Origin of the sequence: Pseudomonas sp. AM8 (assembly GCF_036346475.1) — a bacterium.
Lineage (GTDB): Bacteria > Pseudomonadota > Gammaproteobacteria > Pseudomonadales > Pseudomonadaceae > Aquipseudomonas > Aquipseudomonas marginalis.
Map to the genome: position 1 here is coordinate 152,750 of NZ_JAOTNX010000009.1, position 25,724 is coordinate 178,473.

The 25,724-nt window shown below is 61.9% G+C and carries 25 protein-coding genes; 11 read left to right on the plus strand and 14 right to left on the minus strand.

The features are described 5' to 3' along the window. Window positions 1-82 precede the first annotated feature (82 nt). The 3 genes from V3W40_RS21410 to V3W40_RS21420 all read right to left on the minus strand — a co-directional run bounded on the left by V3W40_RS21410 (window position 83) and on the right by V3W40_RS21420 (window position 4,567). Window positions 83-2,833 carry a TonB-dependent receptor gene (locus tag V3W40_RS21410; RefSeq protein WP_330215621.1) on the minus strand — a complete coding sequence of 917 codons (2,751 nt, stop codon included), beginning with the start codon at window positions 2,831-2,833 and terminating at the stop codon, window positions 83-85. A gap of 150 nt (window positions 2,834-2,983) precedes the next feature. Next, entirely contained in the window at window positions 2,984-3,982 is a 999-nt protein-coding gene (locus V3W40_RS21415; RefSeq protein ID WP_330215622.1) for a FecR family protein, read from the minus strand. Window positions 3,983-4,045: 63 nt separating this feature from the next. Then, the gene (locus tag V3W40_RS21420; RefSeq protein ID WP_330215623.1) at window positions 4,046-4,567 is read right to left on the minus strand and encodes an RNA polymerase sigma factor; all 522 of its coding nucleotides are present in this window, start codon (window positions 4,565-4,567) and stop codon (window positions 4,046-4,048) included. A gap of 207 nt (window positions 4,568-4,774) precedes the next feature. On the opposite strand from V3W40_RS21420, the gene aroQ reads away from it, so the two are divergent. After that, window positions 4,775-5,224 (plus strand): type II 3-dehydroquinate dehydratase, encoded by a 450-nt coding sequence (gene aroQ, locus V3W40_RS21425; RefSeq protein WP_010206717.1) that lies wholly within the window; start codon window positions 4,775-4,777, stop codon window positions 5,222-5,224. Next, entirely contained in the window at window positions 5,221-6,069 is an 849-nt protein-coding gene (locus tag V3W40_RS21430) for a shikimate dehydrogenase (RefSeq protein WP_065925005.1), read from the plus strand. The genes aroQ and V3W40_RS21430 overlap by 4 nt, the downstream gene beginning before the upstream one ends. A gap of 52 nt (window positions 6,070-6,121) precedes the next feature. Here the strand turns inward: V3W40_RS21430 and V3W40_RS21435 are convergent, their stop codons facing one another. Then, complete coding sequence (locus tag V3W40_RS21435; protein WP_027605289.1) at window positions 6,122-6,787, minus strand: TetR/AcrR family transcriptional regulator; 666 nt, start codon at window positions 6,785-6,787, stop codon at window positions 6,122-6,124. A gap of 80 nt (window positions 6,788-6,867) precedes the next feature. Continuing rightward, entirely contained in the window at window positions 6,868-8,769 is a 1,902-nt protein-coding gene (quiC, locus tag V3W40_RS21440) for a 3-dehydroshikimate dehydratase QuiC (protein ID WP_027605288.1), read from the minus strand. A gap of 223 nt (window positions 8,770-8,992) precedes the next feature. Between quiC and V3W40_RS21445 the strand changes: the two genes are divergently transcribed. After that, window positions 8,993-10,327 carry an MFS transporter gene (locus V3W40_RS21445; RefSeq protein ID WP_065925004.1) on the plus strand — a complete coding sequence of 445 codons (1,335 nt, stop codon included), beginning with the start codon at window positions 8,993-8,995 and terminating at the stop codon, window positions 10,325-10,327. Here V3W40_RS21445 and V3W40_RS21450 read toward each other — a convergent pair whose 3' ends face one another. Next, entirely contained in the window at window positions 10,328-11,206 is an 879-nt protein-coding gene (locus tag V3W40_RS21450; protein ID WP_065925003.1) for a DMT family transporter, read from the minus strand. 199 nt (window positions 11,207-11,405) lie between these two features. Here V3W40_RS21450 and V3W40_RS21455 point away from each other — a divergent pair, with 199 nt between their 5' ends. The 3 genes from V3W40_RS21455 (at window position 11,406) to V3W40_RS21465 (ending at window position 13,856) form a co-directional block, all read left to right on the plus strand. Beyond that, on the plus strand, window positions 11,406-11,819 hold the full coding sequence (locus tag V3W40_RS21455; RefSeq protein ID WP_330215624.1) for a membrane lipoprotein lipid attachment site-containing protein: 414 nt from the start codon (window positions 11,406-11,408) through the stop codon (window positions 11,817-11,819). 168 nt (window positions 11,820-11,987) lie between these two features. After that, entirely contained in the window at window positions 11,988-12,875 is an 888-nt protein-coding gene (gene ypfJ, locus V3W40_RS21460; protein WP_065925001.1) for a KPN_02809 family neutral zinc metallopeptidase, read from the plus strand. Further along, entirely contained in the window at window positions 12,876-13,856 is a 981-nt protein-coding gene (locus V3W40_RS21465) for an alpha/beta hydrolase (protein WP_330215625.1), read from the plus strand. A 43-nt stretch (window positions 13,857-13,899) separates the two neighbouring features. On the opposite strand, the gene V3W40_RS21470 is transcribed toward V3W40_RS21465, so the two are convergent. The 3 genes from V3W40_RS21470 to V3W40_RS21480 are packed head-to-tail and all read right to left on the minus strand — an operon-like array spanning window position 13,900 to window position 15,964. Next, window positions 13,900-14,487, minus strand: coding sequence for an HAD family hydrolase (locus tag V3W40_RS21470; protein ID WP_330215626.1), 588 nt, complete (start codon window positions 14,485-14,487; stop codon window positions 13,900-13,902). Beyond that, window positions 14,484-15,353, minus strand: a complete 870-nt coding sequence (gene tesB, locus V3W40_RS21475; protein ID WP_027605282.1) for an acyl-CoA thioesterase II — start codon at window positions 15,351-15,353, stop codon at window positions 14,484-14,486. The genes V3W40_RS21470 and tesB overlap by 4 nt, the downstream gene beginning before the upstream one ends. A 41-nt stretch (window positions 15,354-15,394) precedes the next feature. Further along, window positions 15,395-15,964, minus strand: coding sequence for a GNAT family N-acetyltransferase (locus tag V3W40_RS21480; protein ID WP_065924998.1), 570 nt, complete (start codon window positions 15,962-15,964; stop codon window positions 15,395-15,397). 76 nt (window positions 15,965-16,040) lie between these two features. Between V3W40_RS21480 and V3W40_RS21485 the strand changes: the two genes are divergently transcribed. Next, entirely contained in the window at window positions 16,041-16,961 is a 921-nt protein-coding gene (locus V3W40_RS21485; protein WP_065924997.1) for a histone deacetylase family protein, read from the plus strand. A gap of 171 nt (window positions 16,962-17,132) precedes the next feature. Then, window positions 17,133-18,359 (plus strand): TIGR03862 family flavoprotein, encoded by a 1,227-nt coding sequence (locus V3W40_RS21490; RefSeq protein ID WP_330215627.1) that lies wholly within the window; start codon window positions 17,133-17,135, stop codon window positions 18,357-18,359. Window positions 18,360-18,476: 117 nt separating this feature from the next. On the opposite strand, the gene V3W40_RS21495 is transcribed toward V3W40_RS21490, so the two are convergent. Together V3W40_RS21495 and yedA are read right to left on the minus strand one after the other, a co-directional pair. Continuing rightward, the gene (locus V3W40_RS21495; RefSeq protein ID WP_065924995.1) at window positions 18,477-19,814 is read right to left on the minus strand and encodes a DEAD/DEAH box helicase; all 1,338 of its coding nucleotides are present in this window, start codon (window positions 19,812-19,814) and stop codon (window positions 18,477-18,479) included. 48 nt (window positions 19,815-19,862) lie between these two features. After that, window positions 19,863-20,759: a drug/metabolite exporter YedA gene (gene yedA / locus V3W40_RS21500; RefSeq protein ID WP_330215628.1), complete on the minus strand. Its 897-nt coding sequence runs from the start codon at window positions 20,757-20,759 to the stop codon at window positions 19,863-19,865. A 161-nt stretch (window positions 20,760-20,920) separates the two neighbouring features. Here yedA and V3W40_RS21505 point away from each other — a divergent pair, with 161 nt between their 5' ends. Further along, window positions 20,921-21,382: an Lrp/AsnC family transcriptional regulator gene (locus V3W40_RS21505; RefSeq protein WP_065924993.1), complete on the plus strand. Its 462-nt coding sequence runs from the start codon at window positions 20,921-20,923 to the stop codon at window positions 21,380-21,382. Window positions 21,383-21,680: 298 nt separating this feature from the next. Here the strand turns inward: V3W40_RS21505 and V3W40_RS21510 are convergent, their stop codons facing one another. From V3W40_RS21510 to V3W40_RS21520, 3 genes are all read right to left on the minus strand, one after another. Further along, window positions 21,681-22,292: a 3'-5' exonuclease gene (locus V3W40_RS21510; protein ID WP_065924992.1), complete on the minus strand. Its 612-nt coding sequence runs from the start codon at window positions 22,290-22,292 to the stop codon at window positions 21,681-21,683. A gap of 46 nt (window positions 22,293-22,338) precedes the next feature. After that, window positions 22,339-22,815: an NYN domain-containing protein gene (locus V3W40_RS21515; protein ID WP_024077544.1), complete on the minus strand. Its 477-nt coding sequence runs from the start codon at window positions 22,813-22,815 to the stop codon at window positions 22,339-22,341. Window positions 22,816-22,932: 117 nt separating this feature from the next. Then, on the minus strand, window positions 22,933-23,676 hold the full coding sequence (locus V3W40_RS21520) for a DUF2076 domain-containing protein (RefSeq protein ID WP_330215629.1): 744 nt from the start codon (window positions 23,674-23,676) through the stop codon (window positions 22,933-22,935). Between the two features lie 180 nt (window positions 23,677-23,856). On the opposite strand from V3W40_RS21520, the gene V3W40_RS21525 reads away from it, so the two are divergent. Together V3W40_RS21525 and V3W40_RS21530 are read left to right on the plus strand one after the other, a co-directional pair. Then, window positions 23,857-24,516, plus strand: a complete 660-nt coding sequence (locus tag V3W40_RS21525; protein ID WP_065925008.1) for a YciC family protein — start codon at window positions 23,857-23,859, stop codon at window positions 24,514-24,516. A 40-nt stretch (window positions 24,517-24,556) separates the two neighbouring features. Then, on the plus strand, window positions 24,557-25,645 hold the full coding sequence (locus tag V3W40_RS21530; protein WP_330215630.1) for an endonuclease/exonuclease/phosphatase family protein: 1,089 nt from the start codon (window positions 24,557-24,559) through the stop codon (window positions 25,643-25,645). The last annotated feature ends 79 nt before the right edge of the window (window positions 25,646-25,724 follow it).

The following is a 25,724-nucleotide window of genomic DNA, read 5'->3' on the forward strand; positions in this document are numbered from 1 at the left end:
GTTGTTGATGAGCACGCCGGTGCGGCGCGCCTTTTTGCCCACCCATGGGCAAAACCGTTGATCAGGTGCCTGCGCACGCTGATCAGAATTTGTATTCCAACATGCCGCTCAGGGTTCGCCCGCGCGCCAGGCTGAGGTTGTTGGCGTCGCCCATGGCGACGAAATAGGCTTCATCGGTGGCGTTTTCCAACGCCAGTGCAATGTTCAGTTGATCCGTCATCCAGTAACTGGCGTACAGGTCATAGAGCGTGTACTTGGGCCACATCGCCTGATCCATCAGCTCGTAGCCCTGCTGATTGAGGTTTTCGCCGTTGCCCGAGCTGTAGCGCACACGCACACCCGTATCCAGGCGTTTTTCCAGGAAGCGCGTACCCAGGGTCAGCGAGCCGCGATCGGCCGGCATGTACGTGGCGTTACCCATGATTCGCCCGCAGCTTTCCTTGTTGTTGGCGACGTCGTCATCCAACACCTCATAGGTGGTGACCGGCCGTATGCCGATGCGCCCATCCGGCAGGGTGAAACGCTCCAGGCGAGTAGTCCTTGGCCCGGTGGTCTTGGCACCGCCCATGTAATAGTTCTTCGAGCAGAACTCATTGCTGCCGATCATGTGGGTGTAGCTGAGGTTGGCGTACGCGCGGCCCATGTCGTAATTGAGCTGGTATTCAACCCCGCGAAAACGTGTCGGGTTGGTGTTATTGACGTAAGCCATGGTCCCGAGGAATCCACCCACCTGGGTTTCCGGCAAGCTGACGCTGGTGTTGAGGAAAGAGAAGTTTTCGATCCGGGTATCGAAGTACGCCACCTTCATGCCGAGGCGATCGTCACTGAAAAACAAGTCTTCCTTGAAAACATTCATGCCCACTTCCCAATCCCGTGACTCTTCAGGCTTGAGGTAGGGGTTGGGAAATACGCGCTCTCCCGAACCGCCACCGTGGGGTCGGCCGGTCATGAAGGTTTCGGTCACCGCCGGTGGCCGCCAGCCCTTGCCCCACCGGGTATAGAGCTGCAGCCAGTCCACGCCCGGTTTCACCGCGAGACCGAAGGTGGGGGAAAACTGGCCTTCTTCACGGTCGACCTCCATCACTTCCGAGACACGCCTGGCGCCGACAAGGCTGTTGTAGAAGCGATCACGCCGGTACAGGGTCATGCCGGTTTCGCCTTCGAGCCGATAGCGGTCATAACGCAAGCCCGCATCCAGGGCCAGCCAGCCGCCATATTCGTACTGCGCGTTGTTGAACAGGCTGGCGATGGTGCGTTTGCCCCCTGGCGTGCTGCCCTCTGCGTAAGGCAACAAGCCCAGGTTGTTGGTGGCTTCAACTTTGTTGGTGCGGGGCTTGAACTCGTCCTGATACAGCTCCACCCCGTAGTTCCAGGTGACATGCCCCTGTTCGCCGAAATCAAACCGCGAGGTGTTGTCACCCTGCAGGCCCCAGGTGTCGGTCTGAAAGTGATCGGTGTAGGCGCCGACGTAGTTACCGGTACCTGGCGACGACAGGTTGGGGGCGTTGCTGCGATCCATCTGGGTGGTGACGTAATAGAGCTTGGCCTTGAGATCGATCAGCGGGTTGTCCGGGCTATAGCTGTAGTCCAGCGCGACGTTTTTGGCGTTGAGGTTGTTTTTGCTGGTGCGTACGTAGTAGGTGCTCTGAAGGTCGTTGGCGATATAGCCCCAGGCATCGTTACTGTCGGTGTCGGTTTCCAGGTAGCTCAACTGCACGCGCTGGTCGTTGGGCAGGTTCAGGCCGAACTTGACGATCTGCGAGCGGGTCACGCTGCCGGTGTCGCCGACTTCGCTGTTCAACCAGTCGTCGAAGGCCGCAGGGGCAGATGACCTGGCGCGCAGGTTGGTGCCCAGGTTGTCGTCGTTGTGCCTGCCGGCGCGGTAGTTACCGAAATGCCGCTCGCTGTAGCCCAGCACGACATCGCCGCGCTCATCACCAAAGGCAAACACGCCACTGCCGTTGAAGTCGGTGCCGTTACCCAGCTCACCGATGCCGCTGCCGGCGCGAAGGCGGCCGCCGTAGTCCTTGCCGTCCTTGAGGAACTCACTGGCATCCAGGGTCTTGAACGAAGCAATGCCGCCCAGCACGGCCGCACCGCCTTGCCCCGACTGGCTGCCCTTGTCGATCTCGATGCTGGAGATGAACTCCGGGTCGATCAGCATGGTGCCGTTGCGCTGCTGGTGGCCGTTGACGTTGAAGTTCTGGCGCATGCCGTCGATGTTCATGTTCACCCGGCCATAGTCCTGCACACCGCGAATATTCACCGACAGACCAGGGTCGCGCTGGTTGACGGCGGTGTAGACGCCGGCGGTTTCTTCGAGCATGTCGGCGGCATGACGGGGCGGACGTTTATCGATCATGTCGCGGCTGATCACCGCCACGGACTTTGGGGTCTGGTACACCCAGTCGCTGGCCTGGCCGTTGGTGTTGCCGGTGATGGTGGTGGTGCCCACGGTCATGGCGCCGTCGTGGTCGTCGCTGACACGGTTGAGGGTGACCTGGCGCTCACCGGTAAAGCGATATTCCACCGGCGTGGCACCGAGCAAACGGCCAAGCCCTTCCTGCACGCTGAAGCTGCCTTTGAGCGCGGTGCTGCTCAAGCCTTGCAGGCGCGGGCTGTCGAACAGCACCTGCAGACCGGCCTGGTCGGCAAAGGCCAATACGGCACTGCCCAAGGATTGCGCCGGGACATCGAACACCCGCACCGCCGACTGGGAAGCGTCCACCTGAGGCTGCACCGCATACACGGGAGCGGCCGCCGCGAACAGCCCCAAGTGGATGGCCAGGGCTAACCGGCTACCGGTGATACGCCCCTTGGTGAGTGCTGACATTTCTGGTTTCCCTGCGCTGATCGTATGTTTGTTTATGCGAATGCTTCTCACCTAGCAAGACGTACGAGGCGCAGGAAGTCAGTAAGGTTTTTTAAAAAGTTTTTGCGCAGGGGGTTTTAAGCGGGTGAGAGCAGGCCTCCCACCGGGTCATCAATAGATCAGGCTGAGGCCTGCCAGGTCCAAGCGTTGCACTTGGAGTTCCTGGGTGAGCGTTCCGAGGGCGCTGTCGAGCATGTCGAGACGGAAGACGCCGCTGACTTCGCGCTCGCCCAAATCGGAATGGGTCAACACCACCCGCCCCGGACGGTAGCGATTGAGCTGCTCAATAACCTTGGCCAGGGGCTGGCGATCAAAGATCAGCACGCCGCGTCGCCAACTGGTGGCACGGTATACATCGAATTGATCCAGGGGCACCACCCCCTCCTGGGCGTTGTAGCTAGCAGCCTGGCCCTCCTGGAGCACCCGATCGCTCGGGCCTTTTTTCGGCGAAGCGTGCAAAGACACCTCGACGCTGTGCTGCAACACGCCCACCCAAGCACGGCGGTCGGCCTCGCGCTCCACCACAAACCGCGTGCCCAGCGCCCGCGTCTGCCCGCCGGCGCTCTGTACCACGAACGGACGGGTCTCCTGACCCACCATCGGCGCCACATCAAAAATCGCCGAGCCCTGGATCAGGCTGATACGCCGCTGCACGCCGTCGTAATCCAGGCGGATGGCACTGGCGGAATCCAGCTCCACCGTGCTGCCATCGGCCAAGTGCACGGTGCGTACCTCGCCCTTTTGGGTGACATAGTCGGCCTGCATGCGCAGCCAGGTGTCCGGCCCGCGCAGCCAGCCGACGCCGGCCACCACCACGACCAGCGCGACCGCCGCCGCACGCTGCCAGGGCCTGCGCCGCAGGGAGCGACGCACAGGCAGCGCTGCGGTCGCGGGGCGCTGGCGGTGAACGGTCTCGTCCTTATGCACCTCGCCCAACGCCGCCCAGGTCTGTTCGGCAAAGCGCAGCGCCGCTTCGTGGCGGCTGTCGCAGGCGATCCACTGGCGCAGCTCGGCCTGCTCCTGGTCGGTCAGGGCACCGGCGTGCAGGCGCACCGCCCACTCGGCGGCCTCCTCGGTAATGCTGTGCTGTTGCGGACCCTGGCTATTCACGTGTGAATCTCGAATTTTTCGTTATATGACGCTGTGACGTCTGAGCTGAGGTTTTTCCGTAATTCATTCGTCGGCTGGCTCCACCTCGCCGTCCTGCAAGCGCTGCATCACATATGCCAGCGCCTTGGCCAGGTGCTTTTGCACGGAGCTGTCGGAGATATCCAAATGCCGGGCGACCTGGGCGTGGGTCATGCCCTCTATACGGTTCAGACGGAAGATCTGCTGGGTGCGTTCCGGCAATTCCGCCAACGCCTGCTTCAATGCCTGTCGCTGTTGCTGCGCCATTGCCTGAGCCTCCAACCCGGCCACTTCATCTTCAATCTCGGCCAGCGCCTCATGGGGCACGGAGTCTGTCTTGCGCCGCGCTTCCTGGCGAATATGGTCGATCAGCAGATTGCTCGCCGTTCGATAGAGATAGCCCTGGGAGTTGTCGATACGCTCGCCAGCGGGTTTTTCCGCCAGGCGCAGGAAGCTCTCCTGTACCAGGTCGGCCGCCAACAGCGGGTCCCGTACCTTGCGCGCCAGATACCCGCGCAGGGTATCGGCGTGCTTGAGAAACAGGCCTTTGAGATCCACGTCCGACAAACCGACTCCCTGGAATGTAAAGGAAACAGGCGGGCATCTTAAGCGTTGTCGAGAATGATTTTCAATTGATATCTAATCTGAGTCGAGCGCCGGACACGTCTGATTAACGGTTCGGTAATCGAACACATCTGCCGTCATCAATTGACCAAATTAACTAACCAGTACATTTTATCCCCACAACCAACAAGAACTGTGGAGATCCCCCGTATGCCGCCCATCGTGCTGGTGCTCAACGGCCCCAACCTCAACCTGCTCGGCACCCGCGAGCCTGCGACCTACGGCCACGAAACCCTGGCCGACGTCGCTGCCCTGTGCGGCCGCAGCGCTGAACAACTGGGGCTCAAAATCGAATTCCGCCAGACCAACCACGAAGGCGAACTGCTCGACTGGATCCACGGCGCCCGCGCTCGCTGCGCCGGTATCGTGATCAACCCGGCAGCCTGGACCCACACCTCGGTGGCCATTCGCGACGCCTTGGTGGCCAGTGAAGTGCCGGTGATCGAGGTGCACTTATCCAATGTGCATGCGCGCGAGGCGTTTCGGCATCACTCGTTTGTGTCGCCCATCGCCAAGGCGGTGCTCGCGGGCTTTGGCAGCCATGGCTACCACTTGGCCCTGGAACATTTCAGCCAGTTGTTGAAGGGGTCGGCCCGATGAAACCGCGCATCCTCGCCGGCCTGATCGGCGCCGGCATCCAGGCTTCCCGCACCCCTGCGCTGCATGAGCAGGAAGGCGACGCCCAAGGCTTGCGCTACCTGTATCGCCTGATTGACCTTGAGCCCCTGCACCTGGACATCAACGCCCTGCCCGACCTGCTGGAGGCTGCCGAGTTGATGCACTTCACCGGGTTGAACATTACCTACCCGTGCAAGCAGGCAATCCTGCCGTTGCTCGATGATTTGTCCGACGAGGCCCGAGGCATCGGCGCGGTCAACACCGTGGTGTTCAAGGACGGCAAGCGCATCGGCCATAACACCGACTGCCTGGGATTTGCCGAAGGCTTTCGCCGCAACCTCAACGATGTGCCGCGCCAACGCGTGGTGCAGATGGGCGCGGGCGGTGCCGGCGCAGCGGTGGCACATGCGCTATTGGCAGAAGGTGTGGAACACTTGAGTATTTTCGACGTGGACGCCAGCCGCGCCCGCGACCTTGTGGATAACCTCGCCCAGCGTTTCGGCGCCGGCCGCGCCCAGGTCGGCACCCACCTTGAAAACGCCATGGCCGAAGCCGATGGCTTGGTCAACACCACGCCCATGGGCATGGCCAAGCTGCCCGGCACACCGGTGCCCGCGGCCCTGCTGAGAGCCGAACTGTGGGTGGCTGAAATTGTGTACTTCCCGCTGGAAACCGAACTGCTGCGCGATGCCCGCGCCTTGGGCTGCCGCACCCTGGATGGCGGCAACATGGCGGTGTTCCAGGCGGTGAAGGCGTTTGAGTTGTTCAGTGGCGAGGTGCCGGATGCGCAGCGGATGCTCGCGCACTTCAAGAGCATGAACAGCTGAAATGTGGGAGGGGGGGTGCAAGCGCCCTCCCCCATTGGGTCAGGCGGTGTACTCAGGCCTGCAGGTAGCGCAGCACCGATTCGCAAATCATCTCGCGATGCCGTTGTTTAACCGCCTCATCCGACAGGTCGATCTGAAAGATCTCACTGAACGTATGGCGGTTGGACACCCGGTAAAAGCTGAATGAGTTGATCAGCAGGTGCACGTCCAACGGTTCCAGCCCTTCGCGAAACAGCCCCATCTCGGCGCCCCGGCGCAACGTCACCCCTAGCCCCTCGAGGATTTTGCTGTTCATCGCCTTGATGGTTTCGGTGCGTTTCACGTACTCGGCATTGTGGATATTTTCGATGCTGACGATTCGCACGAAATCGACGTTCTGATCGTGGTGATCGAAGGTGAACTCCACCAGCCGCCGGATCGCCTCACGCGGTTCCAGGGCGGTGAGGTTCATCCGCGTTTCGGTGTTGCGAATATCGCCGTAGAGCTTCTCCAGCACCTCGACGTACAACTGCTCCTTGCTGCCGAAGTAGTAATAGATCATGCGTTTGGAGGTATGGATGCGCTCGGCGATGGCATCCACGCGAGCGCCGGACAGGCCCTGCTGAACAAACTCGACGATGGCTTCCTGGAGAATGTTCTCGCGGGTCTTTTCCGGGTTGTTCTTACGACTCTTGCGCGGTGCGTCTGACACCGCGGGGAGTTCGGGACTTGAGGTCATGGTGCGCTCACGGCCATTTTTATTGTGCAGGCCGCGATTATGGGCCGAGGCGTCTTACGAAGGAAGCACCTGGCCCACCGTTATAAACGCGCCTGGCGCACCGCGCCGCTGCGGGATTTGGCCATCGCCGCCAGGCGCACCGCTACGTTGGCCGCGCCGTAGCCGGCGTAACCGTTCTTGCGTTGGATGATCTCGAAGAAAAACCGTCCTTCGAAGGGCTCGGTGTACACATGAAACAACTCACCGCCCTGGGCGTCACGGTCGTACAACACGTTGTAGTACGCCAGTTCGCTGAGGAACTCATCATCGAAATCAAAGCGCGCGGCCAGGTCATCGTAGTAGTTGAGCGGAATATCCAGCAGCGGCACCCCGGCCTCCTTGGCACGGCGCACTTCGGCAAAAATATCCGCGCAGTCAAAGGCAATGTGATGCACACCCGAGCCGCGATAGCTCGACAGCGCGTGGGAAATCGCGGTGTTGCGGTTCTCGGAAATATTCAGCGGCAAGCGAATCGAGCTGCAACGGCTGCGCAGCGCACGGCTCTTCACCAGGCCGTAAGGGTCGGGCAGCACCACTTCGTCATCGGCTTCGAAATCCAGCAGGCTCTTGTAGAACAGCACCCAGCTGTCGAGGCTGTCGGCCGGCAAGGCCATGGCCATATGGTCGATGCGCAGCAAACCACCGCCGGCAGCGCTGGACGCTTGCAGATTGAAGTCGGTGTCGTAGATCCCCCCCTCACTCTGATCCACCAGGTAAATCAGGCTACCGTCCGGCGCACGTACTGCCGCCAGCTCCAACTCGTTGGGCCCGACCAGGCCGCGATAGGGCTGGCCCTTGTAGGCCACCGCCCGTTCCAGGGCCTTGGCGCTGTCCTTGACCCGAATCGCCGTGGCGCACAACGACGGCCCATGGGCCTCGAAAAAGTTATGCGCGAAGGAATAGGGTTCGCAGTTGAGGATCAGGTTGATGTCGCCCTGGCGCAGCAGGCTCACGCTCTTGGAGCGGTGCTGGCCGGCCTTGACGAAACCCAGGCGTTCCAGCCAATGGGTGAGCTTGGCGCCGAGGTTTTCATCCACGGCGAACTCAAGGAACTCAATACCGTCGTATTCGCTGGCCGCCGGGGTATCAAACAGAATCTCGACAGGTTGCGCGGGGGCCTCCTGTTGCAGGCGCTCGCGGGTTTTCTCTTCCAGGTACAGCAGGGAGCGCAGGCCATCCGCCGCATTCGCGCGGGTTGGGGCGGCGCGAAAGCCATCGTTGAAAATTTCCAGGGACAACGGCCCGGTGTAGCCGCTCTTGATGATCGGCGCGAGGAACCCCGCCAAGTCGAATTCACCCTGGCCGGGGAAGCAGCGAAAATGCCGGCTCCACTCCAGCACATCCATGGCCAGGATCGGCGCGTCGGCCATTTGCACAAAGAAGATCTTGTCGCCGGGGATCTGCGCGATGGCACTCGGGTCGCCCTTGAGCGACAGCGTGTGGAAGCTGTCGAGCAACACCCCAAGGCTCGGGTGATCGACCTGGCGCACCAGGTTCCACACCTGCTGCCAGGTGTTCACATGCTTGCCCCAGGCCAACGCTTCATAACCAATGCGCAGGCCGCGACGGCCGGCGTGTTCGGCCAACAGGCCGAGGTCGTCGAGCAGGATGCGTTCATCCCCGACGCAATCGGCCGAAGCGTTACTGCACACCAGCACCAGGTCGGTGCCCAGTTCCTGCATCAGGTCGAACTTGCGCTCGGCGCGCTCCAGGTTGCGCGCCAAGCGATCGCGGCGGCAGCCTTCAAAGTCGCGAAACGGCTGGAACAAGGTGATGGCAATGCCGAGGTCGGCGCACATCTGCCTAACTTCCCGAGGGCTGCCGTCGTAATACAACAGGTCGTTCTCGAAGATCTCAACCCCATCGAACCCGGCGGCGGCAATGGCTTCGAGCTTCTCCGGCAGGGTACCGCTCAAAGACACGGTGGCGATGGAACGTTGCATGGGTGACTCCCGGCAATTGTTGTTTATGGCAAATTATTCGCCCCCAGACTACCCGCAGCAATTAAAATGTACGAACCGGTTAGTTTTTGGTGCGATTATCGAACACTAAGCCTCTTTGGCGAATTGACGATTTTTTAGCCACTGCGCACCATCAATCACGCAGCGACACCCAAAAGAAGACCCACAACACCTCATAAAAATTTCAAAAAACGGGTACAACCACATGCCTTCGCAAAATTCCGCCCTGGCCGCGCGCCCGGGCACCCCGCACGCCGGCATCGGCGACAAGATCCGCGGCGCCATGGCCGTGGGTAAAACCCGCTGGGGCATGCTGGCCCTGGTGTTCTTCGCCACCACCCTCAACTACATCGACCGCGCCGCCCTGGGCGTGATGCAACCGATCCTGGCCAAGGAAATGAGCTGGACGGCGATGGACTACGCCAACATCAACTTCTGGTTCCAGGTCGGCTACGCCATCGGCTTCGTGCTGCAAGGCCGACTCATCGACCGCGTGGGCGTCAAGCGCGTGTTCTTCTGCGCCGTACTGTTGTGGAGCCTGGCCACTGGCGCCCATGGCTTGGCCACTTCGGCGGTCGGTTTTATGGTCTGCCGCTTTATCCTCGGGCTGACCGAAGCCGCCAACTACCCGGCCTGCGTGAAGACCACCCGCCTGTGGTTCCCCGCCGGTGAGCGTGCGGTGGCCACCGGTATCTTCAACGCCGGTACCAACGTCGGCGCGATGATGACGCCGATGCTGCTGCCGCTGATCCTGCACGTGTGGGGCTGGCAGGCGGCGTTCCTGTGCATGGCGTCGCTGGGCGCGATCTGGCTGGTGTTCTGGGGCTTGAAGTACTACAACCCGGAAGACCACCCGAGCGTTAAACAATCCGAACTGGACTACGTGCAACGGGAAGTCGAACCGGAACAACCCGGCGTACCGTTCAGCCGCATCCTGCGCATGCGCGGCACCTGGGCCTTTGCCATCGCTTATGCACTCACCGCACCGGTGTTCTGGTTCTACCTGTATTGGCTGCCGCCGTTCCTGAACCAGCAATACAACCTGGGCATCAACGTGACCCAGATGGGTATCCCGCTGATCATCATCTATCTGACCGCCGACTTCGGCAGTGTGGGCGGGGGGATTCTGTCTTCGTTCCTGATCGGTCGGGGGATGAACTCGATCAAGGCGCGGTTGCTGTCAATGCTGCTGTTTGCCTGCTGCATCGTCGGCGTGATCATGGCGGCCGGTTCCAGCCAGCTGTGGGTCGCGGTGTTTGCCATTTCCCTGGCCATCGGTGCGCACCAGGCGTGGACCGCCAACATCTGGAGCCTGGTGATGGACTACACGCCCAAGCACATGATGAGCACGGTGTTCGGTTTCGGCGGCATGTGCGCGGCCATCGGCGGCATGTTCATGACCCAGATCGTCGGTCACATCCTCACCGTCACCAACAACAACTACACCGTGTTGTTCACCCTGATCCCGGCGATGTACTTCATTGCGCTGACCTGGATGTACTTCATGGCACCGCGCAAGATTCCGACCGTAGACGCCTGATCACCTGCGCCGCTGCTGCCAGGCAGCGGCCAGACCGCTCATGCAGATCACCCCGATGCCGACCACCGTGGTCACATCGGGGGTATGGTTGAACACCAGCCAGCCCAACAACCCCGCGAAGACGATCTGGCAATAGCCGAACGGCGCCAGCAAGGCCGGTGCCGCGAAGCGAAACGCCTGGGTCAGCATCAAGTGCGCGGTCATCCCACAGGTGCCCAGCGCCAGCATCAACACGCCATGCCACAGCGTGGGAACCTGCCAGAAGAACGGCACCATCGCACTCATCACCAAGGTATTGCACAGCCCGGCGAAGAAGTTGCTGGTGGTGGGCGTGTCGTATTGGCTGAGGATGCGCGTGAGCAGTTGGTAGAAGCAGAAGAACAGCGCCGAGCACAGCGGCAATAACACCGCGGGCGTGAACAACTCACCGCCTGGGTGAATGATCACCAGCACGCCGACGAAACCGCAGATCACCGCCAGCCATTGGCCGCGTGTCACGTGTTCGCCAAGCAGCGGCACCGACAGTGCCGTCACCAGGATCGGCGCGAGGAAGTTCACCGCCGTGGCTTCCGCCAACGGGATGTAATGCAGCGCCGTGGTGAAAAACAGGCTGGTGCCCAACAGGCACAAGGCCCGCACCACCTGCATCCCCGGGCGTTTACTGCGCAGCACGCGCAGCCCTGATTGCGGCAGGAAAATCCCGGCCATCAGCAAGGTGTGCACCACGTAGCGCACCCACACCACCATCACGATCGGGTAGAACCCGGCCAGGTATTTGGACAAGGCATCGTGGCTGGAGAACAGGAATGTCGCCAACACGATCAGCAAAATGCCTTTGAAAGGATGGTTGACGCCGGAAAGGGGGGTGCTGACAGTCATGGAATTCTCTTGCGTGGCGAGCGGAACGCTGAGCACTGAACGAAACAGCGCTCAACCCGGTAATCTAGCAGCCGGGCTGGCGCCTGCCCCAAGAGCATAACCAAACAGCGGGCGAACAGCGCACTAAATCACCGCATTCGAGTCCAACGCAGCACCTTAGCCTGCGCATTGCATACTTTTTAACCAAGGCCTTGCCGCTATGAAAAAAATCTTCTTTATTCTTTCTGCCCTTGCCCTGCTGACCGCCTGCGACCAGGCGTCCACGCCAGCGCCCAAACCTGCGCCGCCTTCCGTGCAGGCCACCCTGGTACCCGAAACCCCGCCCACGGATAAATGGGTCGGCAAATGGATCGGCGTCGAAGGCCTGCACCTGACCATCGCCAAGGACGACAGCGTCGGCCGTGGCCATTACCTCCTGACCATGCAATACGGCCTCGACGCCGACGACTCGGGCACCTTCAAGGGTGAAGCGGCCGAAGACGGCATCGCCTTCACCCGTCCGGACGGCCCCCAATTGCTGCGCGCCGGCGACGGAGAAGCGACCGGGCTGAAATGGCTGGCGGACAAAAAAGACTGCCTGATCGTCGCCACCGGCGAAGGCTATTGCCGTTAATACCGACCATACTCAGACACTAAAATTAGTGTAGGAGCGAGCTTGCTCGCGAAAATCGTTAACGATAAAGCGGGCAATCTGGTTAAACGCGGTGTTTGTGCGTTTTTCGCGTGCAAGGACTAGGCGTCCCCCTCGCTCCTACCGAAGGCTGATCAAGAGGATTGCCCCATGCTATGGAAAAAAGGCCGACGCAGCGACAACGTGGTGGATGCCCGCGATGACAGTGGCGGCGGCGGTGGCGGGATGCGCTTTGGCGGCGGCAAGGGCCTGAGCCTGACCGCGATTGTGCTGATCGTCGGCATCGGCTGGCTGACCGGCCAGGACCCGATGCAGATCCTCGGCCAGTTGACCGGCCAGATGGAACAGGCGCCCTCGGTGAGTACGCAGTCACGCCAGGCGCCGCCGGCCAACGATGAGCAAGCCGACTTCGTACGCGCGGTGCTGGGCGATACCGAAGACACCTGGGGCCAGGTGTTCAAGGAAAACGGCCTGGTCTACAAAAACCCGAAACTGATCCTGTTCCGTGGCCGGGTCAATTCCGCCTGTGGTGGCGCCACCTCGGCCAGCGGCCCGTTCTATTGCCCGGCGGATCAGCAGGTTTATCTGGACCTGGATTTCTTCCGGGAAATGTCCCAACGCTTCCAGGCGGCCGGCGATTTCGCCCAGGCCTATGTGATCGCCCACGAAGTCGGGCACCACGTACAAACGTTGCTGGGCATTTCGTCGAAGATCCAGGCCGCACGCCAGCAAGGCCGGCAGATGCAAGGCGACGGTGGCCTGCTGGTGCGCCAGGAGCTGCAAGCCGACTGCTTCGCCGGTGTGTGGGCCAACCGTGCGCAAAAGCGCCTGAACTGGCTGGAACCGGGCGATATTGAAGAAGCGCTGAATGCGGCCAACGCCATCGGCGATGACCGTTTGCAGCAGCAGGGCCAGGGACGCGTGGTGCCGGACTCGTTTACCCACGGCACCTCGGCACAGCGGGTGCGCTGGTTCAAGACCGGCTTCGCCCAGGGCCAGATCACTCAATGCGACACGTTCGCTGCCAAGAGCCTATAAATGAATCAACGATTGGGACTGCTGTTGGGCCTGTTGCTCATCTCATCATCCGCCTGGGCCGCCGAGCATGGCGTCAAGGTGCTCAGCCCCGAGCGTTTTCATCTGGAGGCCGGCGATCTCAGCCTCGGCCTGAGCCAGGACTGGCGCCAGCCACTGCCCGACGTCACCCGCGCGTTGATCATCGTGCACGGGCGCCTGCGTAATGCGCAGACCTACCTGCAAAGCGGAATGGATGCCGCCGAACACGCCGGCGTCGCCGCCAACACCCTGGTAATCGCGCCGCAGTTTCTGAACGGGTCCGACATGAAGCGCAACCACCTGGGCAACCAGGTGCTGCGCTGGAAGGGCAATGACTGGATGGCCGGCGACGCCTCGACCGGCCCGGGCCAGATCAGCTCTTTCGGCGCCCTCGACCAGATCATCAAGCACCTGGGCAACCGCACGCTGTTCCCGGCGCTGAAGGAAATCGTGGTCGCCGGCCATTCCGGCGGCGGCCAGGTGGTGCAGCGCTTCGCCCTCACCGGCCACGCGCACCCGACCCTGCAAACCGAGGGCATCCGCCTGCGTTATGTGGTGGCCAACCCCTCGTCCTATGCCTACTTCAGCCCACAGCGGCCGGTGAAGTTCGAGACCGCCAGTTGCCCGGGCTTCAACGCCTGGAAGTACGGCATGCAGCACCTGCCGGCCTACGCCAACGGCCAAAGCGCCGAGCAGCTGGAACAGGCCTACGTATCACGCACCATCACTTACCTGCTGGGCCAGCAGGACACCGACCCGAACCACCCGGCACTGGATAAAAGCTGCGAAGCCGAGACCCAGGGCGCGTATCGGCTGATTCGCGGGCACAACTACTTTGACTACCTCAAGCAGCGCCATCCGCAGTTGCGCCAGACGCTGGTGGAAGTGCCGGGGGTGGGGCATGACGGGGATAGGATGTTTACGTCGCCCGAGGGCCAGAAGGTACTGTTTTCCCAGCATTAACTGAAGAAACCGCACCTCCCACATTTGATCTCTATTGCCTGGCCTAAATCATCCGGCGCAGTACCGCGCAATCTGCAGCATGCCAATCCGCCAGCTCCGGCCACGGGTTCTCCGGCAGGTTGACCAACACCGTCCGCGCCCCTGCCGCCCGGCCGCAGTCCAGGTCAAAACGGTAATCGCCGACCATCACCATCTCGCTCGGCGATACATCCCACGCCGCCGCCAATTTCAACAACCCACCCGGATCGGGCTTGGGCGGCGCATCGTCGCGCCCCAGCACATCGTCCACGGCAAAGCAGTCCGCCAGGCCAATCGCCTCCAGGGTGATATGCGCCAACTCCTGCGCATTGCGGGTCAAAATGCCCAGGCGATAACCGCGCCCGGCCAGCTCGCGCACCAGTTCCACCGCACCGTCCGCCGCGACGGAGCCCAGCGCCAGCTCGCGCTCATGTTCCAGCAACCAGGCGTGCTTGGCCGCTGCGATGTCCGCCGGTAATGCGGCAAGGTGAGTGAGGATGTCGTCCTCGGGGGGAATGTCCAGGGCCACGCGAATCGCCGCAAAGTCATGCACCGCCACCGTCAGGGTGCCGTCCATGTCGAACACCCAGTGCTTAACGTCCGTCAGGCTCATGCCCAATCCTTGCGATGGCGGATCAAACCTTCCTGGGTCACCGACGCCACCAGTTGCCCGGCGCGGTTGTACACGCTGCCGCGGGAGAACCCACGGGAATTGCCGGCCCATGGGCTGTCCATGGCGTACAGCAACCAGTCATCGGCACGCAGGTCGGCGTGGAACCACAACGCGTGGTCGAGGCTGGCGACCTGCATGTCTTTCTGCCAAACAGTCTTGCCGTGGGGCAGCAACGAGGTGGTCAGCAGGCCGAAGTCGGAGGCGTAGGCCAGCAGGTATTTGTGCAGCGCCGGCGTATCCGCCAGGGCACCATCGGCGCGAAACCACACGTATTTGACCGGGTCGGACGGCTGCGGGTTGAACGGGTCTTTTTCGGTGACCGGGCGCACTTCGATGGGCTTGGGGCACAGCAGCTTGTCGCGCATATGCTCGGGGATCAGGTGCGCGCGCTGCTGGGTCAGCTCCAGCTCCGACGGCAGGTTTTCCGGGCCGACCACCACGGGCATGGTGGTCTGGTGCTCGAAGCCGGCCTCGTCGTACTGGAACGAAGCGCTGCAGGTGAAGATCGGGTGGCCCTTCTGGATCGCCGTCACGCGGCGGGTGCTGAAACTGCCGCCATCGCGTACACGGTCCACCGAGTACACCACCGGCAACTTCGCATCGCCGGGGCGCAGGAAATAGCCATGCAGGGAATGCACATGCCGCGCTTCTTCGACGGTCTGGCTGGCGGCCGACAGCGACTGGCCGAGCACCTGGCCACCGAACAGTTGGCGAAAACCCAGGTCCTGGCTGCGGCCGCGAAAGAGGTTTTCCTCGATCGGCTCCAGGGTCAGCAAGTCCACCAGATCTTCCAATACTTGGCTCATAGAGCAACTCCTACAACAATCGATAGGGCATTCCGGGCTGCTTATCCGTGCAGCGTGTCCAACCATTGGGCGCGGGTGATGCGGTACAAAACGTGGGGGCGCAGCGGGTCATCGGCTGCGACCTTGGGGTGTGCAAAATCTGCCTGGGGATCGTAATGCATACCGATGGCCTGCATGACTTTTTGTGATGGCAGATTGGCTTGAGTGGTGAAGGCGACGATTTCGTCCAACTGCAAACGGTCGAAACCACAGCGCAGCGCGGTCCAGGCCGCCTCACTGGCATAACCCAGGCCCCAATGCTCACGGGCCAGGCGCCAGCCGATTTCCACTGCGGGGGTAAAGCCCGCTTCGAAACTGACGTTCTGCAACCCGGTCAGGCCGATGAACTCACCCGTGTCCTTGCGTTGCAGGGCCCACAGGCCAAAACCGTATTCGGCGAAGTGGCCGCGAATCCGGCCGATCAGGGCGGCGCTTTCCAGGTGGCTCAATCTGGCCGGGAAATAGCGCATCACCTGCGGGTCGGCACACATGCGCGCGAATTCCGTCAGGTCTGCATCGCGCCACTGGCGCATGACCAGGCGCGCGCTTTCCAATTGCAATATCTCCTCCATGGGTCCCCTCCCCTTGCCATGTGCGTGAGTGTACAGCGCTGTTAAGATCCTTCGCAGATCCCCGTCAGAAAATCCCATGCCTTTGCCATTGATCTACCACGATGACTACAGCCCTGAGTTCCCGGCAGACCACCGGTTCCCCATGGACAAGTTCCGCCTGCTGCGTGACCACCTGGTGGCCAGCGGCCTGACCGAGGACAGCCAATTGCTGCGCCCATCGTTGTGCCCACCGGAGATTCTGGCCCTCGCCCATGAACCTGGGTATATCGAACGCTACATGAGCGGCGAGTTGTCCCGCGAAGACCAACGGCGCCTTGGCCTGCCCTGGAGCGAAGCCCTGGCCCGGCGCACCGTGCGCGCGGTCGGCGGCTCGATCCTGGCGGCGGAGCAGGCGCTGGAACATGGCCTGGCCTGCCACCTGGCGGGCGGTACCCACCACGCCCACTACGACTACCCGGCGGGCTTTTGCATCTTCAATGACCTGGCGGTGATCAGCCATTACCTGCTGGCCAGCGGCCGGGTCAACCGCGTGCTGATCTTCGACTGCGACGTGCACCAGGGCGACGGCACCGCGCGCATCCTCCACGACATGCCGGATGCAATCACCGTGTCCCTGCACTGCGAAAAGAACTTCCCTGCGCGCAAAGCCCAGAGCGATTGGGACATCCCGCTGCCCATGGGCATGGGCGATGCCGACTACCTCACGGTGGTGGACGACGCCCTCAACTACCTGCTGCCGCTCTACCAGCCGGACCTGGTGCTCTACGACGCCGGCGTCGATGTGCACAAGGATGACGCCCTCGGTTACCTCAAGCTGACAGACGCAGGCGTGGCCGCCCGCGATGAAAGCGTGATGCGCCATTGCCTGGGCCGCGACATCCCGGTGATGGGCGTGATCGGTGGCGGCTACAGCAAGGATCGCCCGGCCCTGGCCCGCCGCCACGGGATCCTGCACCACAGCGCGCAGCGGGTGTGGACGTCATCAGGGTGTCATTGAAGTGTGGGCGTTACCCACAATGCCTGTGGAACGGCCTGTGGATAACTTGAGCGTAAGCGTCTGAAAGCCTGCATCCGTATAGCCTGTAGGAAGCTGTACGTTTTTTGATCAGGCAGCGCCGCGCGCCTCGGGTAGAATGCTCGGCCTATTTCCGCGATCGTAGCCCTGCCCATGCCCGATATTTCCTCTCGACACGTCACCATCATCGGCGGTGGCCCTGCCGGGCTGATGGCCGCCGAAGTCTTGAGCCTGGCCGGGGTGCGAGTAGACCTGTACGACGGCATGCCCTCGGTGGGGCGCAAATTCCTGCTGGCGGGCGTGGGCGGCATGAACATCACCCACTCCGAAGCGTACCCCGCGTTCCTGTCGCGCTACGCCGAGCGTGCCGCGAATATGGCGCCGATGCTGCGCGGGTTTGGGGCCGAGGCGTTGTGCGAGTGGATTCATGGTCTGGGTATTCAAACCTTTGTCGGCACCTCCGGTCGTGTATTTCCTACCGATATGAAAGCCGCCCCGCTATTACGTGCCTGGCTCAAACGCCTGCGCGACCAGGGCGTGGTTATCCACACCCGGCACCGTTGGGTGGGCTGGAATGCCGAGGGTGATCTACTTATCCACAGCCCGGACGGCGAAAAAGTTGTTCACAGCGATGCTGTGCTGTTGGCCTTGGGCGGCGGCAGTTGGTCGCGCCTGGGTTCCGACGGCGCCTGGCTCAAGCTGCTGGAGGATAAAGGCGTGCCTTACGTGGCACTGCAACCCAGCAATTGCGGCTTCGAGGTGTCGGCCTGGAGTGAATTGATGGTCAGCAAATTCGCCGGCGCGCCGTTGAAAAACGTCGCCATTGGGCTGGGGGATGACAAGCCGCGACTCGGCGAATGCGTGGTCACCGCCACCGGTATCGAGGGCAGTTTGATCTACGCGCTGTCGGCGCCGATTCGTGAGGCGATCAACCGTAATGGCTCGGCGACGGTGCATATCGATTTGCTACCGAGCAAGCCATTGGACAAGGTCCAGGCCGCCTTGACCAAGCCGCGTGGCTCACGCTCGATGAGCAAGCATTTGCACAGTCAATTGGGCCTCGATGGGGTCAAGGCGGCGCTGCTGCGCGAGTTGGCACCCGCCGAACACTTCAACGACCCGGCGCAGTTGGCGGGGGCTATCAAGGCGTTGCCGCTGACAGTGGTGAAGACACGGCCGATGGATGAAGCCATCAGCACCGCAGGCGGTGTGCCCTTTGAGGCGTTGGATGAGCGGCTGATGCTCAAGCAATTGCCGGGGGTGTTTTGTGCGGGGGAGATGCTGGACTGGGAAGCGCCGACCGGGGGGTATTTGCTGACGGGGTGTTTTGCCAGTGGCAGAGCGGCTGGGCGGGGGATGTTGGAGTGGCTCAACCGCTGAGATCTGCGGTGGATTCAAAGCCGCCATCGGGGGCAAGCCCCCACAGTTTGATTTGTGAATACATTCAAAATGTGGGAGGGGCTTGCCCCCGATGAGGCCATCAGCCACCCCGCAAAATCACTTCTTCTTACGCGGCCCGGTATTAAACACCGGCACCTTACGCACTGGCTTGATCGAAGGCTCCGACGGCGCCACTTCACCACTGTCCACCCACTTGCCGAGGTTGCGTTTACCACCGCCACCACCGGACGCCTTGGGCTTCTTCGGTTTTTTCGGCTTCTTCACCACCTGACCGCTGGCATCGGTATCCGGCACGCGGTGTTCCGGCTCGAAGTCCTGTTCCATCTTGCGGGTCAAGGTCTGGCGGGTCAGCATCTCGATGGCCGACAGCATGTTGACTTCATCGGCGCACACCAGGGAAATCGCCTCACCGGTGTTACCCGCGCGACCGGTCCGGCCGATGCGGTGGATGTAGTCCTCCGCCACGATCGGCAGGTCGAAGTTGACCACCAGCGGCAGGTCTTCGATATCCAGGCCACGGGCCGCTACATCGGTGGCGACCAGGATCTGCACTTCACTCGATTTGAAACGGTCCAGCGCGCGCTGGCGCGTGGCTTGCGGCTTGTCGCCATGGATGCCATCGGCGTTGATGCCCAGGCCCTGCAACTTATCCACCAGCGCATCCACGCCGTTACGGGTCTTGGCAAACACCAGCACCTGCTTCCAGCGGCCTTTGCGCATCAGGTGCACAAACAGCTCCGCCTTGCGCTTCTTGTCCACCGGCACTACCCATTGCTTGACGGTGTTGGCGGCGACGTTACGCGGGCTGACTTCGATGGTCAGCGGGTCGTTGAGCATCTGCCCGGCCAGCAGGCGAATGTCATCGGAGAAGGTCGCGGAGAACAGTAACGTCTGGCGCTTTTTCGGCAGCATGCGGTAGATGTTCGCCAGTTCTTCGGAGAAGCCCAGGTCGAGCATGCGGTCGGCTTCGTCCAGCACCAGGGTTTGCAGCTGGTTGAGTTTCAGCGCGTTCTGGCGGAACAGGTCGATCAGGCGGCCCGGCGTGGCGACCAGTATGTCGACGCCCTTGCGCAGCTTCATCATCTGCGGGTTGATGCTCACGCCGCCGTACACCGCGTAGGTGGTGAGCGGCAGGTGCTGGGCGTATTCGGCAACGCTGGCGTGAACCTGCTCGGCCAGCTCACGGGTCGGGCACAGGATCAGCGCGCGCGCCGAGTTGGCGGCGACTTTCGGCCCTTCCATGGTCAGCAGTTGCAGCAGCGGCACGGCGAAACCGGCGGTCTTGCCGGTGCCGGTCTGGGCCGCGGCCATCAGGTCGCGACCGGCGAGCACCGCCGGAATGGCTTGCGCCTGCACCGGCGTCGGGGTCTGGTAGCCGAGCGTCTCAAGGGCGCGCAGCAAGGGTTCGATCAGGCCAAGTGTGGCGAAAGTCATGTAGTTACCGTAGGAAAAATTCAGCGCAAGGGCGTAATGCGCGGCAGTTTACCTTATTTCCGGCTTGGGCTTTCGCCACTGGGGCAGGCTGATCAACAGCACGGCGCTGATAATCACCAGCATGGCCAGGGCCTCTTCCAGACCGATGGTCTCGCCGATGAACACAATCCCCAGCAACACTGCGACGGCGGGGTTGACGTAGGCATAGCTGGTCGCGGCTGCCGGGCGTACGTGCTTGAGCAGGTACATATAGGCGTTGAAGGCGATGATCGAGCCGAACACGGCCAGGTAAGCCAGGGCCAGCCAGCCTTCCAGCGGCGGCATGGCTTGCAGGCGCTCACCGGTCAGCGCGCTGGCGATCAACAGTGTCGCCCCGGCCACCAGCATTTCTGCGGCACTGGCCATAGCGCCCGGCGGCAACGGCAGGCGCCGGCTCCACACCGAACCAAACGCCCACGACGCCGCTGCAAACAACAATAAAGCGGCGCCCATGGGGCTCGACTGCAACGTGCTGCCCATGTTGAGCATGGCGATGCCGATCATGCCCAGGATCACCCCGGCCCATTCCAGCCGGGTATTGCGCGCGCCCCAGAAATACCCACACAGCAAGGTGAACAACGGCACGGTCGCCACCGCCAGCGCCGCCACGCCGGACGACACCCCAGTGTGCTCGGCCACACTCACCGCGCCATTGCCGAAGGTCAGCAGCAAAATACCGATCTTGGCAGCGGCCTTCCACTGCTCCCAGGTCGGCGCCGGCGCCCCACGCCAACGCAAAAAGCCATACATCGCCGCACCCGCCAGCAAAAAGCGAATGCCGCCCAGCATCAGCGGTGGCCAGTATTCAACGCCGATGCGAATCACCAGGTAGGTGGAACCCCAAATCACATACAGTGCAAAAAAGGCGGCGATCAACGGTAAGGGAAAGCGACGTGTGCCAGGCATTGGGCGGCTCGAAGGCAGAGATAAGAGAGGCTTATTCTAAAAAGGCAGGTTGTTAAACATAAGTTACAAAACCTGTTTAAACCGCCCATACACTTTTCAAAACATGGTTATGATGGCTATAAACAATGCTTTCGAAAGCCACGCGCAACTGGAGCCTTCCGATGGACAAATACGACCGCATGCTCCTCAGCGCCCTGCTCGAAGACGGCCGCGCCTCCTACGCGCAACTGGCCCGCACGGTAAACCTCTCCGCCCCCGCCGTGGCCGAACGCGTGGCCAAGCTGGAAGCCAGCGGGGTGATCACCGGGTACCAGGCCAAGGTGGATTTTTCGAAAGTGGGCTTGCCGATTCAGTGCGTGATCGAACTTCGGCTGACCAACCACGGCAACCAGAAGGTCTATGACGCACTGGCCGAAATCCCGGAGTTGACCGAATGCCACCGGGTAACGGGCGATCCGTGCGTGATCATGCAAGCGGCGGTGGGCTCGATGCCGGAGTTGGAGAACTTGATCAATCGGCTGGCGAAATTCGGGTTCAGCAAGACCTCGATCATTTTGTCGAGCGCGATCGAGCGGCGGGTGCCGTTGGGGCAGTTGGAGGTCAATGGCAAAACGGTTGCCTGATCTACCGCCATCGGGGCATGGGTATCTACACAACCTTCCAGACCCTGACAAATCTCCCTGTGGCGAGCGGGCTTGTCCCGCGTTGGGCTGCGAAGCAGCCCCAAAACCAGCCTCTACAGAGTGTCTGATACACCGCGTTCTTCTCTACTGGGGCTGCTACGCAGCCCAACGCGGGACAAGCCCGCTCACCACAACAGCTCTATCTGCCGGGCGTTGAGCGTTGAGCCAAAGTTGTTTAGATACCTATGTCCATCGGGAGCAAGCCCCCTCCCACATTTTTTTGAACGGCGTTGTTCTATCAGAACCCGCGATGTTTCTTCAGATGCTCATTGATCTTCGCCGCCGGCACTTTCTGCAGGGTGCACAGCAGGTCGTGGGACAGTTCGCGCAAGCCATGGGTACGCCGCAGTTCCTGGGCCAGGTGCGCCGTGAGGTTGGCGGCCATTTCCGCATCCGCCAGCGCGCGGTGGGCCTGGCCGGTGTGGGGCAGTTTCGCGTAGGCGTTGAGGGTGCCGAGCTTGTGGTTGGGCGCAGCCGGCATCAGGCGGCGGGCCAGCAGCAGGGAGCAGGCGAATTTTTGCAGGCGGGTGCGGCGGATCAAGCCCAGTTCGAAATCCCAGAACTTCTGGTCGAACGCGGCGTTGTGCGCCATCAGCGGCGTGGTGCCGACGAATTCGTTGACTTCGTTCATCACCCGCTCGGCCGGCGGGGCGCTGCGCAGCATGGCGTTGCTGATGCCGGTGAGTTGCTCGATAAAACCGGGCACGCGCACACCGGCGTTCATCAGGCTCTGGTAGCGGTCCACGATCTGGCCGCGCTCGAGGATAACCACCGCGATTTCCGTGGCCCGGCAGTGGCTGCTCGGGGTGATGCCGGTGGTTTCAAAGTCGATGACCGCTATACGTTCCAAACCTGTTCCAACTCCGTCTAACCCTTTATTTATTAAGCCGCTGTGCTTATTTGAGCAGCAACGCGCCTTCGATCGGCACGTAGCGGCTGGCGGCACGTATCAATGAGTTGGCCGTCAGCCCCGGTACACCGTAGGCCACGGCTTCGACGCCGTGCTTGTGGATGATGCGGTCGAGCAGCATGTCGAAATCGCCGTCACCGGAGGCCAGCACAATTTCGTCGACGTGGTCGGCGGCGTCCATGATGTCGATGGTGATGCCCACGTCCCAGTCACCCTTGGCCGAACCGTCGCTGCGCTGGATATACGGCTTGAGCTTTACCGTGAACCCCAGGTTGCGCAGGATCTGCTGGAACTGCTGCTGCTTGCTGTCACCGCGGTCGATGGCATACGCATAGGCCTCGACGATTTGCCCACGCGAACTGATATCAGCCCACAGGGCGGCGTAGTTGAAATGGCAACCATAGGCCTGGCGGACGGTGTAGTAGAGGTTTTGTACATCGGCGAACACTGCAATTTTCTTCACCGCACTTCCCCATGACAGCCAGGCGCCAGGGCCCGGAAAGGGTGCCAGTATGCCAGCCGCGAGAAGGTTGCCGGGAAAAATCAGACCGGGGCGGCTCAGCGCCCCGGGCCGGAAGGGTCAGACAAAGGAATCGTCGTCGCCGAAGGAAGAGGAATCGTCGGAATAGTCGCTGTCGGCAAAGCTGTCCGAGGCATTGTCGCTGCCCCAGCTGTCATTGCCGGCGAACTTCTGGTCGTCGTTGCCCCAGTTGCCGTTGTCACTGGCGGGCGCCGGCTCTTCACGGATGATCTCTTCCACCACCTGCGGCTGTTGCGAGTTGTGGTTGAACAGGCTGCTGATGCCTTCGGCCAGCAACACACCACCGGCCACGCCCGCGGCGGTTTTCATCGCGCCACCGAGGAATCCGCTGCCAATGGGCGCGGCGGCAGGTTGCTGCGGCTGCTGATAGTTCTGTTGCGGCGCTGGCTGGCCAAAGGACGGCCGCGCCGGTTCACGCCAGCCGCCGCCGGAAGAGGCCGGAGCGGTCTGGGCCGGTTGCGGATCACGGGAACCGCCGCCAAAGATGCTCGACAGGAAACCACCGCCGCTCGCCGGGGCCGCTTGTGCGGACTTGGTCCGCTGCAACTCATCCTGCAATTGCTGGATCTGCTGCGCCTGTTGCTTGTTCTGCGCGTCGAGACTCTTGAGCGCGTGTTCCTGAACAAGGATCGACTGGGTCATGTAGTACCCGGCGGCCGGTTGGCGAGTCATATGCTCCTTGATCCGCGCTTCGGCCTGGGCGTCGCGGGGGGCTGAGTCCGTTTCGGCTTGCTGCAACCGTGAAAACAGTCCATCGATCAGGGTTTGCTCTTCGCTGTTCATGGCGACCTCGTTAGATTGCCGGTAGAAATCGTGGCCTTGCCTGTGATCAGGCCAGGTGCTTAACCGTTATGGGGGTGTTACGAGTTGTTTCAATGGTCTTTACTCAAGGTTTACATTTGCTTACCGCTGGCCATGATCGGTTAAAGTGTTGCCCTTGCTTTCAGGCCTGCGATGAACCCGATGAATCCGTTAGACGTATTGCGTGACTCCTTCCGTTTTACCCGAGGTAACCTGGGCGCAATCGTCCAACTGTGCCTGCCATTGGTGATCCTCGAAGCCCTGTTGCAACAGCTGCTCGACCACACGCTCGGCGCGGATGCGTTCCCCGGCTACAGCGTGGTGGTGGGTTTGCTGGTGTACCCGCTGTACACCGGTGCCTTGATCCTGTTTCTCGACGCGCGCACCCGTGGCGAGTCGCCGCGCACCAAGGACATCTGGGCCATGGCCCTGACCCTGTGGCCGCGCTTCGCCCTGCTGACCGCCATGAGTACCCTCCTGATTCTGCTAGGCCTGTCGCTGTATTTCCTGCCGGGCCTGTGGCTGATGGTGGTGTTGGCGTTCGCCGAGTACCTGCTGGTATTGCGCGGCATGCCGGCGCTGGAGGCGATGAAGGAAAGTTTGCGCCTGACCCGTGGGCATTTCTGGCGAATCCTGGTGTGCCTGCTGTGTGTCATGACGCCCCTGTGGCTGCTCAAGGGCGCCAGCGTCGCGGCCTATCCCAACCCCGCGCCGTTGCTGGGGCTGTTGATGGACAGCGCCCACAGCTTCCTGCAACTGTTCACCAGCGTGGTGCTGTTCCGTTTATTCATGCTGATCGGTGGCGATGCCGACGCGCGGTGATATGCTCCACGCCACTCCTGAAACGCCATAAGCCGAGCCGATGACCCGTTTATTGCGCATCACCCTGCTGGGCCTGCTGATCGTCGCAAGCCTGCTGACGGCCCTGATCTACAGCCTGACCTGGCGCCCCGCCGCCAAGGAGACCCTGCCCGTCAGCTGCGTCGCGCCCCGTGCGCCAACCCTGTTGCCCGGGCAGGCGCTCAAGGTCATGACCTGGAACGTGCAATACCTGGCCGGCAAGAACTACGTGTTCTGGTACGACACTGCCGACGGCAGCGGCCCGGACGACCGCCCCACCGTAGAGGACATGGCCGCCAGCCTCGACGAAGTGGCGCGGGTGGTTCGCGATGAACAACCCGACATCCTGCTGTTGCAGGAACTCGACGAAAACGCCAAGCCTTCCCACTATCAGGACCAACTGGCGCTTTTGCAGGAGCGCCTGGTCGACCTCTACCCGTGCAGTGCCCAGGCCTTCGACTGGAAAGCCGACTTCGTGCCCGACCGGCATATCTTCGGCAGCGTCGGCCGCAAGCTGGCCACCCTGAGCCGCTACCAGATCGAACACGCCGAACGCCTGCAATTGCCGGCGCCCGAGGCCAATATCATCAGCCGCCAGTTCCAACCCAAGCCGGCCTTGCTGCTGACCTACCTGCCGCTGAGCGATGGCGGCCAACTGGCGGTGCTCAACACCCGCCTGGATGGCGACGCGCCGGGGCGCAGTGCGGTGCAGGAACAGGTCATCAGCACGGTCAAGCTGTTGGATAAATTCGAAGGCCGTGGCACGCCCTGGCTGATCGGCGGCGATTTCAACCTGCTGCCCCTGGGGCAGTTCCTGCGTTTGGAGGCGGGTAAGCGCGGGCAGTATTCGCCGGACAGCGAGCTGCATTTACTGTGGGACAAGTACCCGATGATCCCGAGCAACAGCCAATCCAGTGGGATTGATCGTGAGAAATGGCTGACGTACTTTCCCAATGACCCGAGCATCGATGGCCCGGATCGCACCGTCGATTACCTGTTCTACAGCCCGCGGATCAAGCGGGTGGAGGCCAAGGTGCGGCAGGAGGATACGTTGCGTATTTCCAACCATCTGCCGGTGATTGCGCGGTTCCTGTTGCCCGCCGCGCAATAACCCACACAACAAGATTAATGTGGGAGGGCCGGTGCGACGATTCGACTTGCCCCCTCCCACATTTGAATCTCTGCCACGC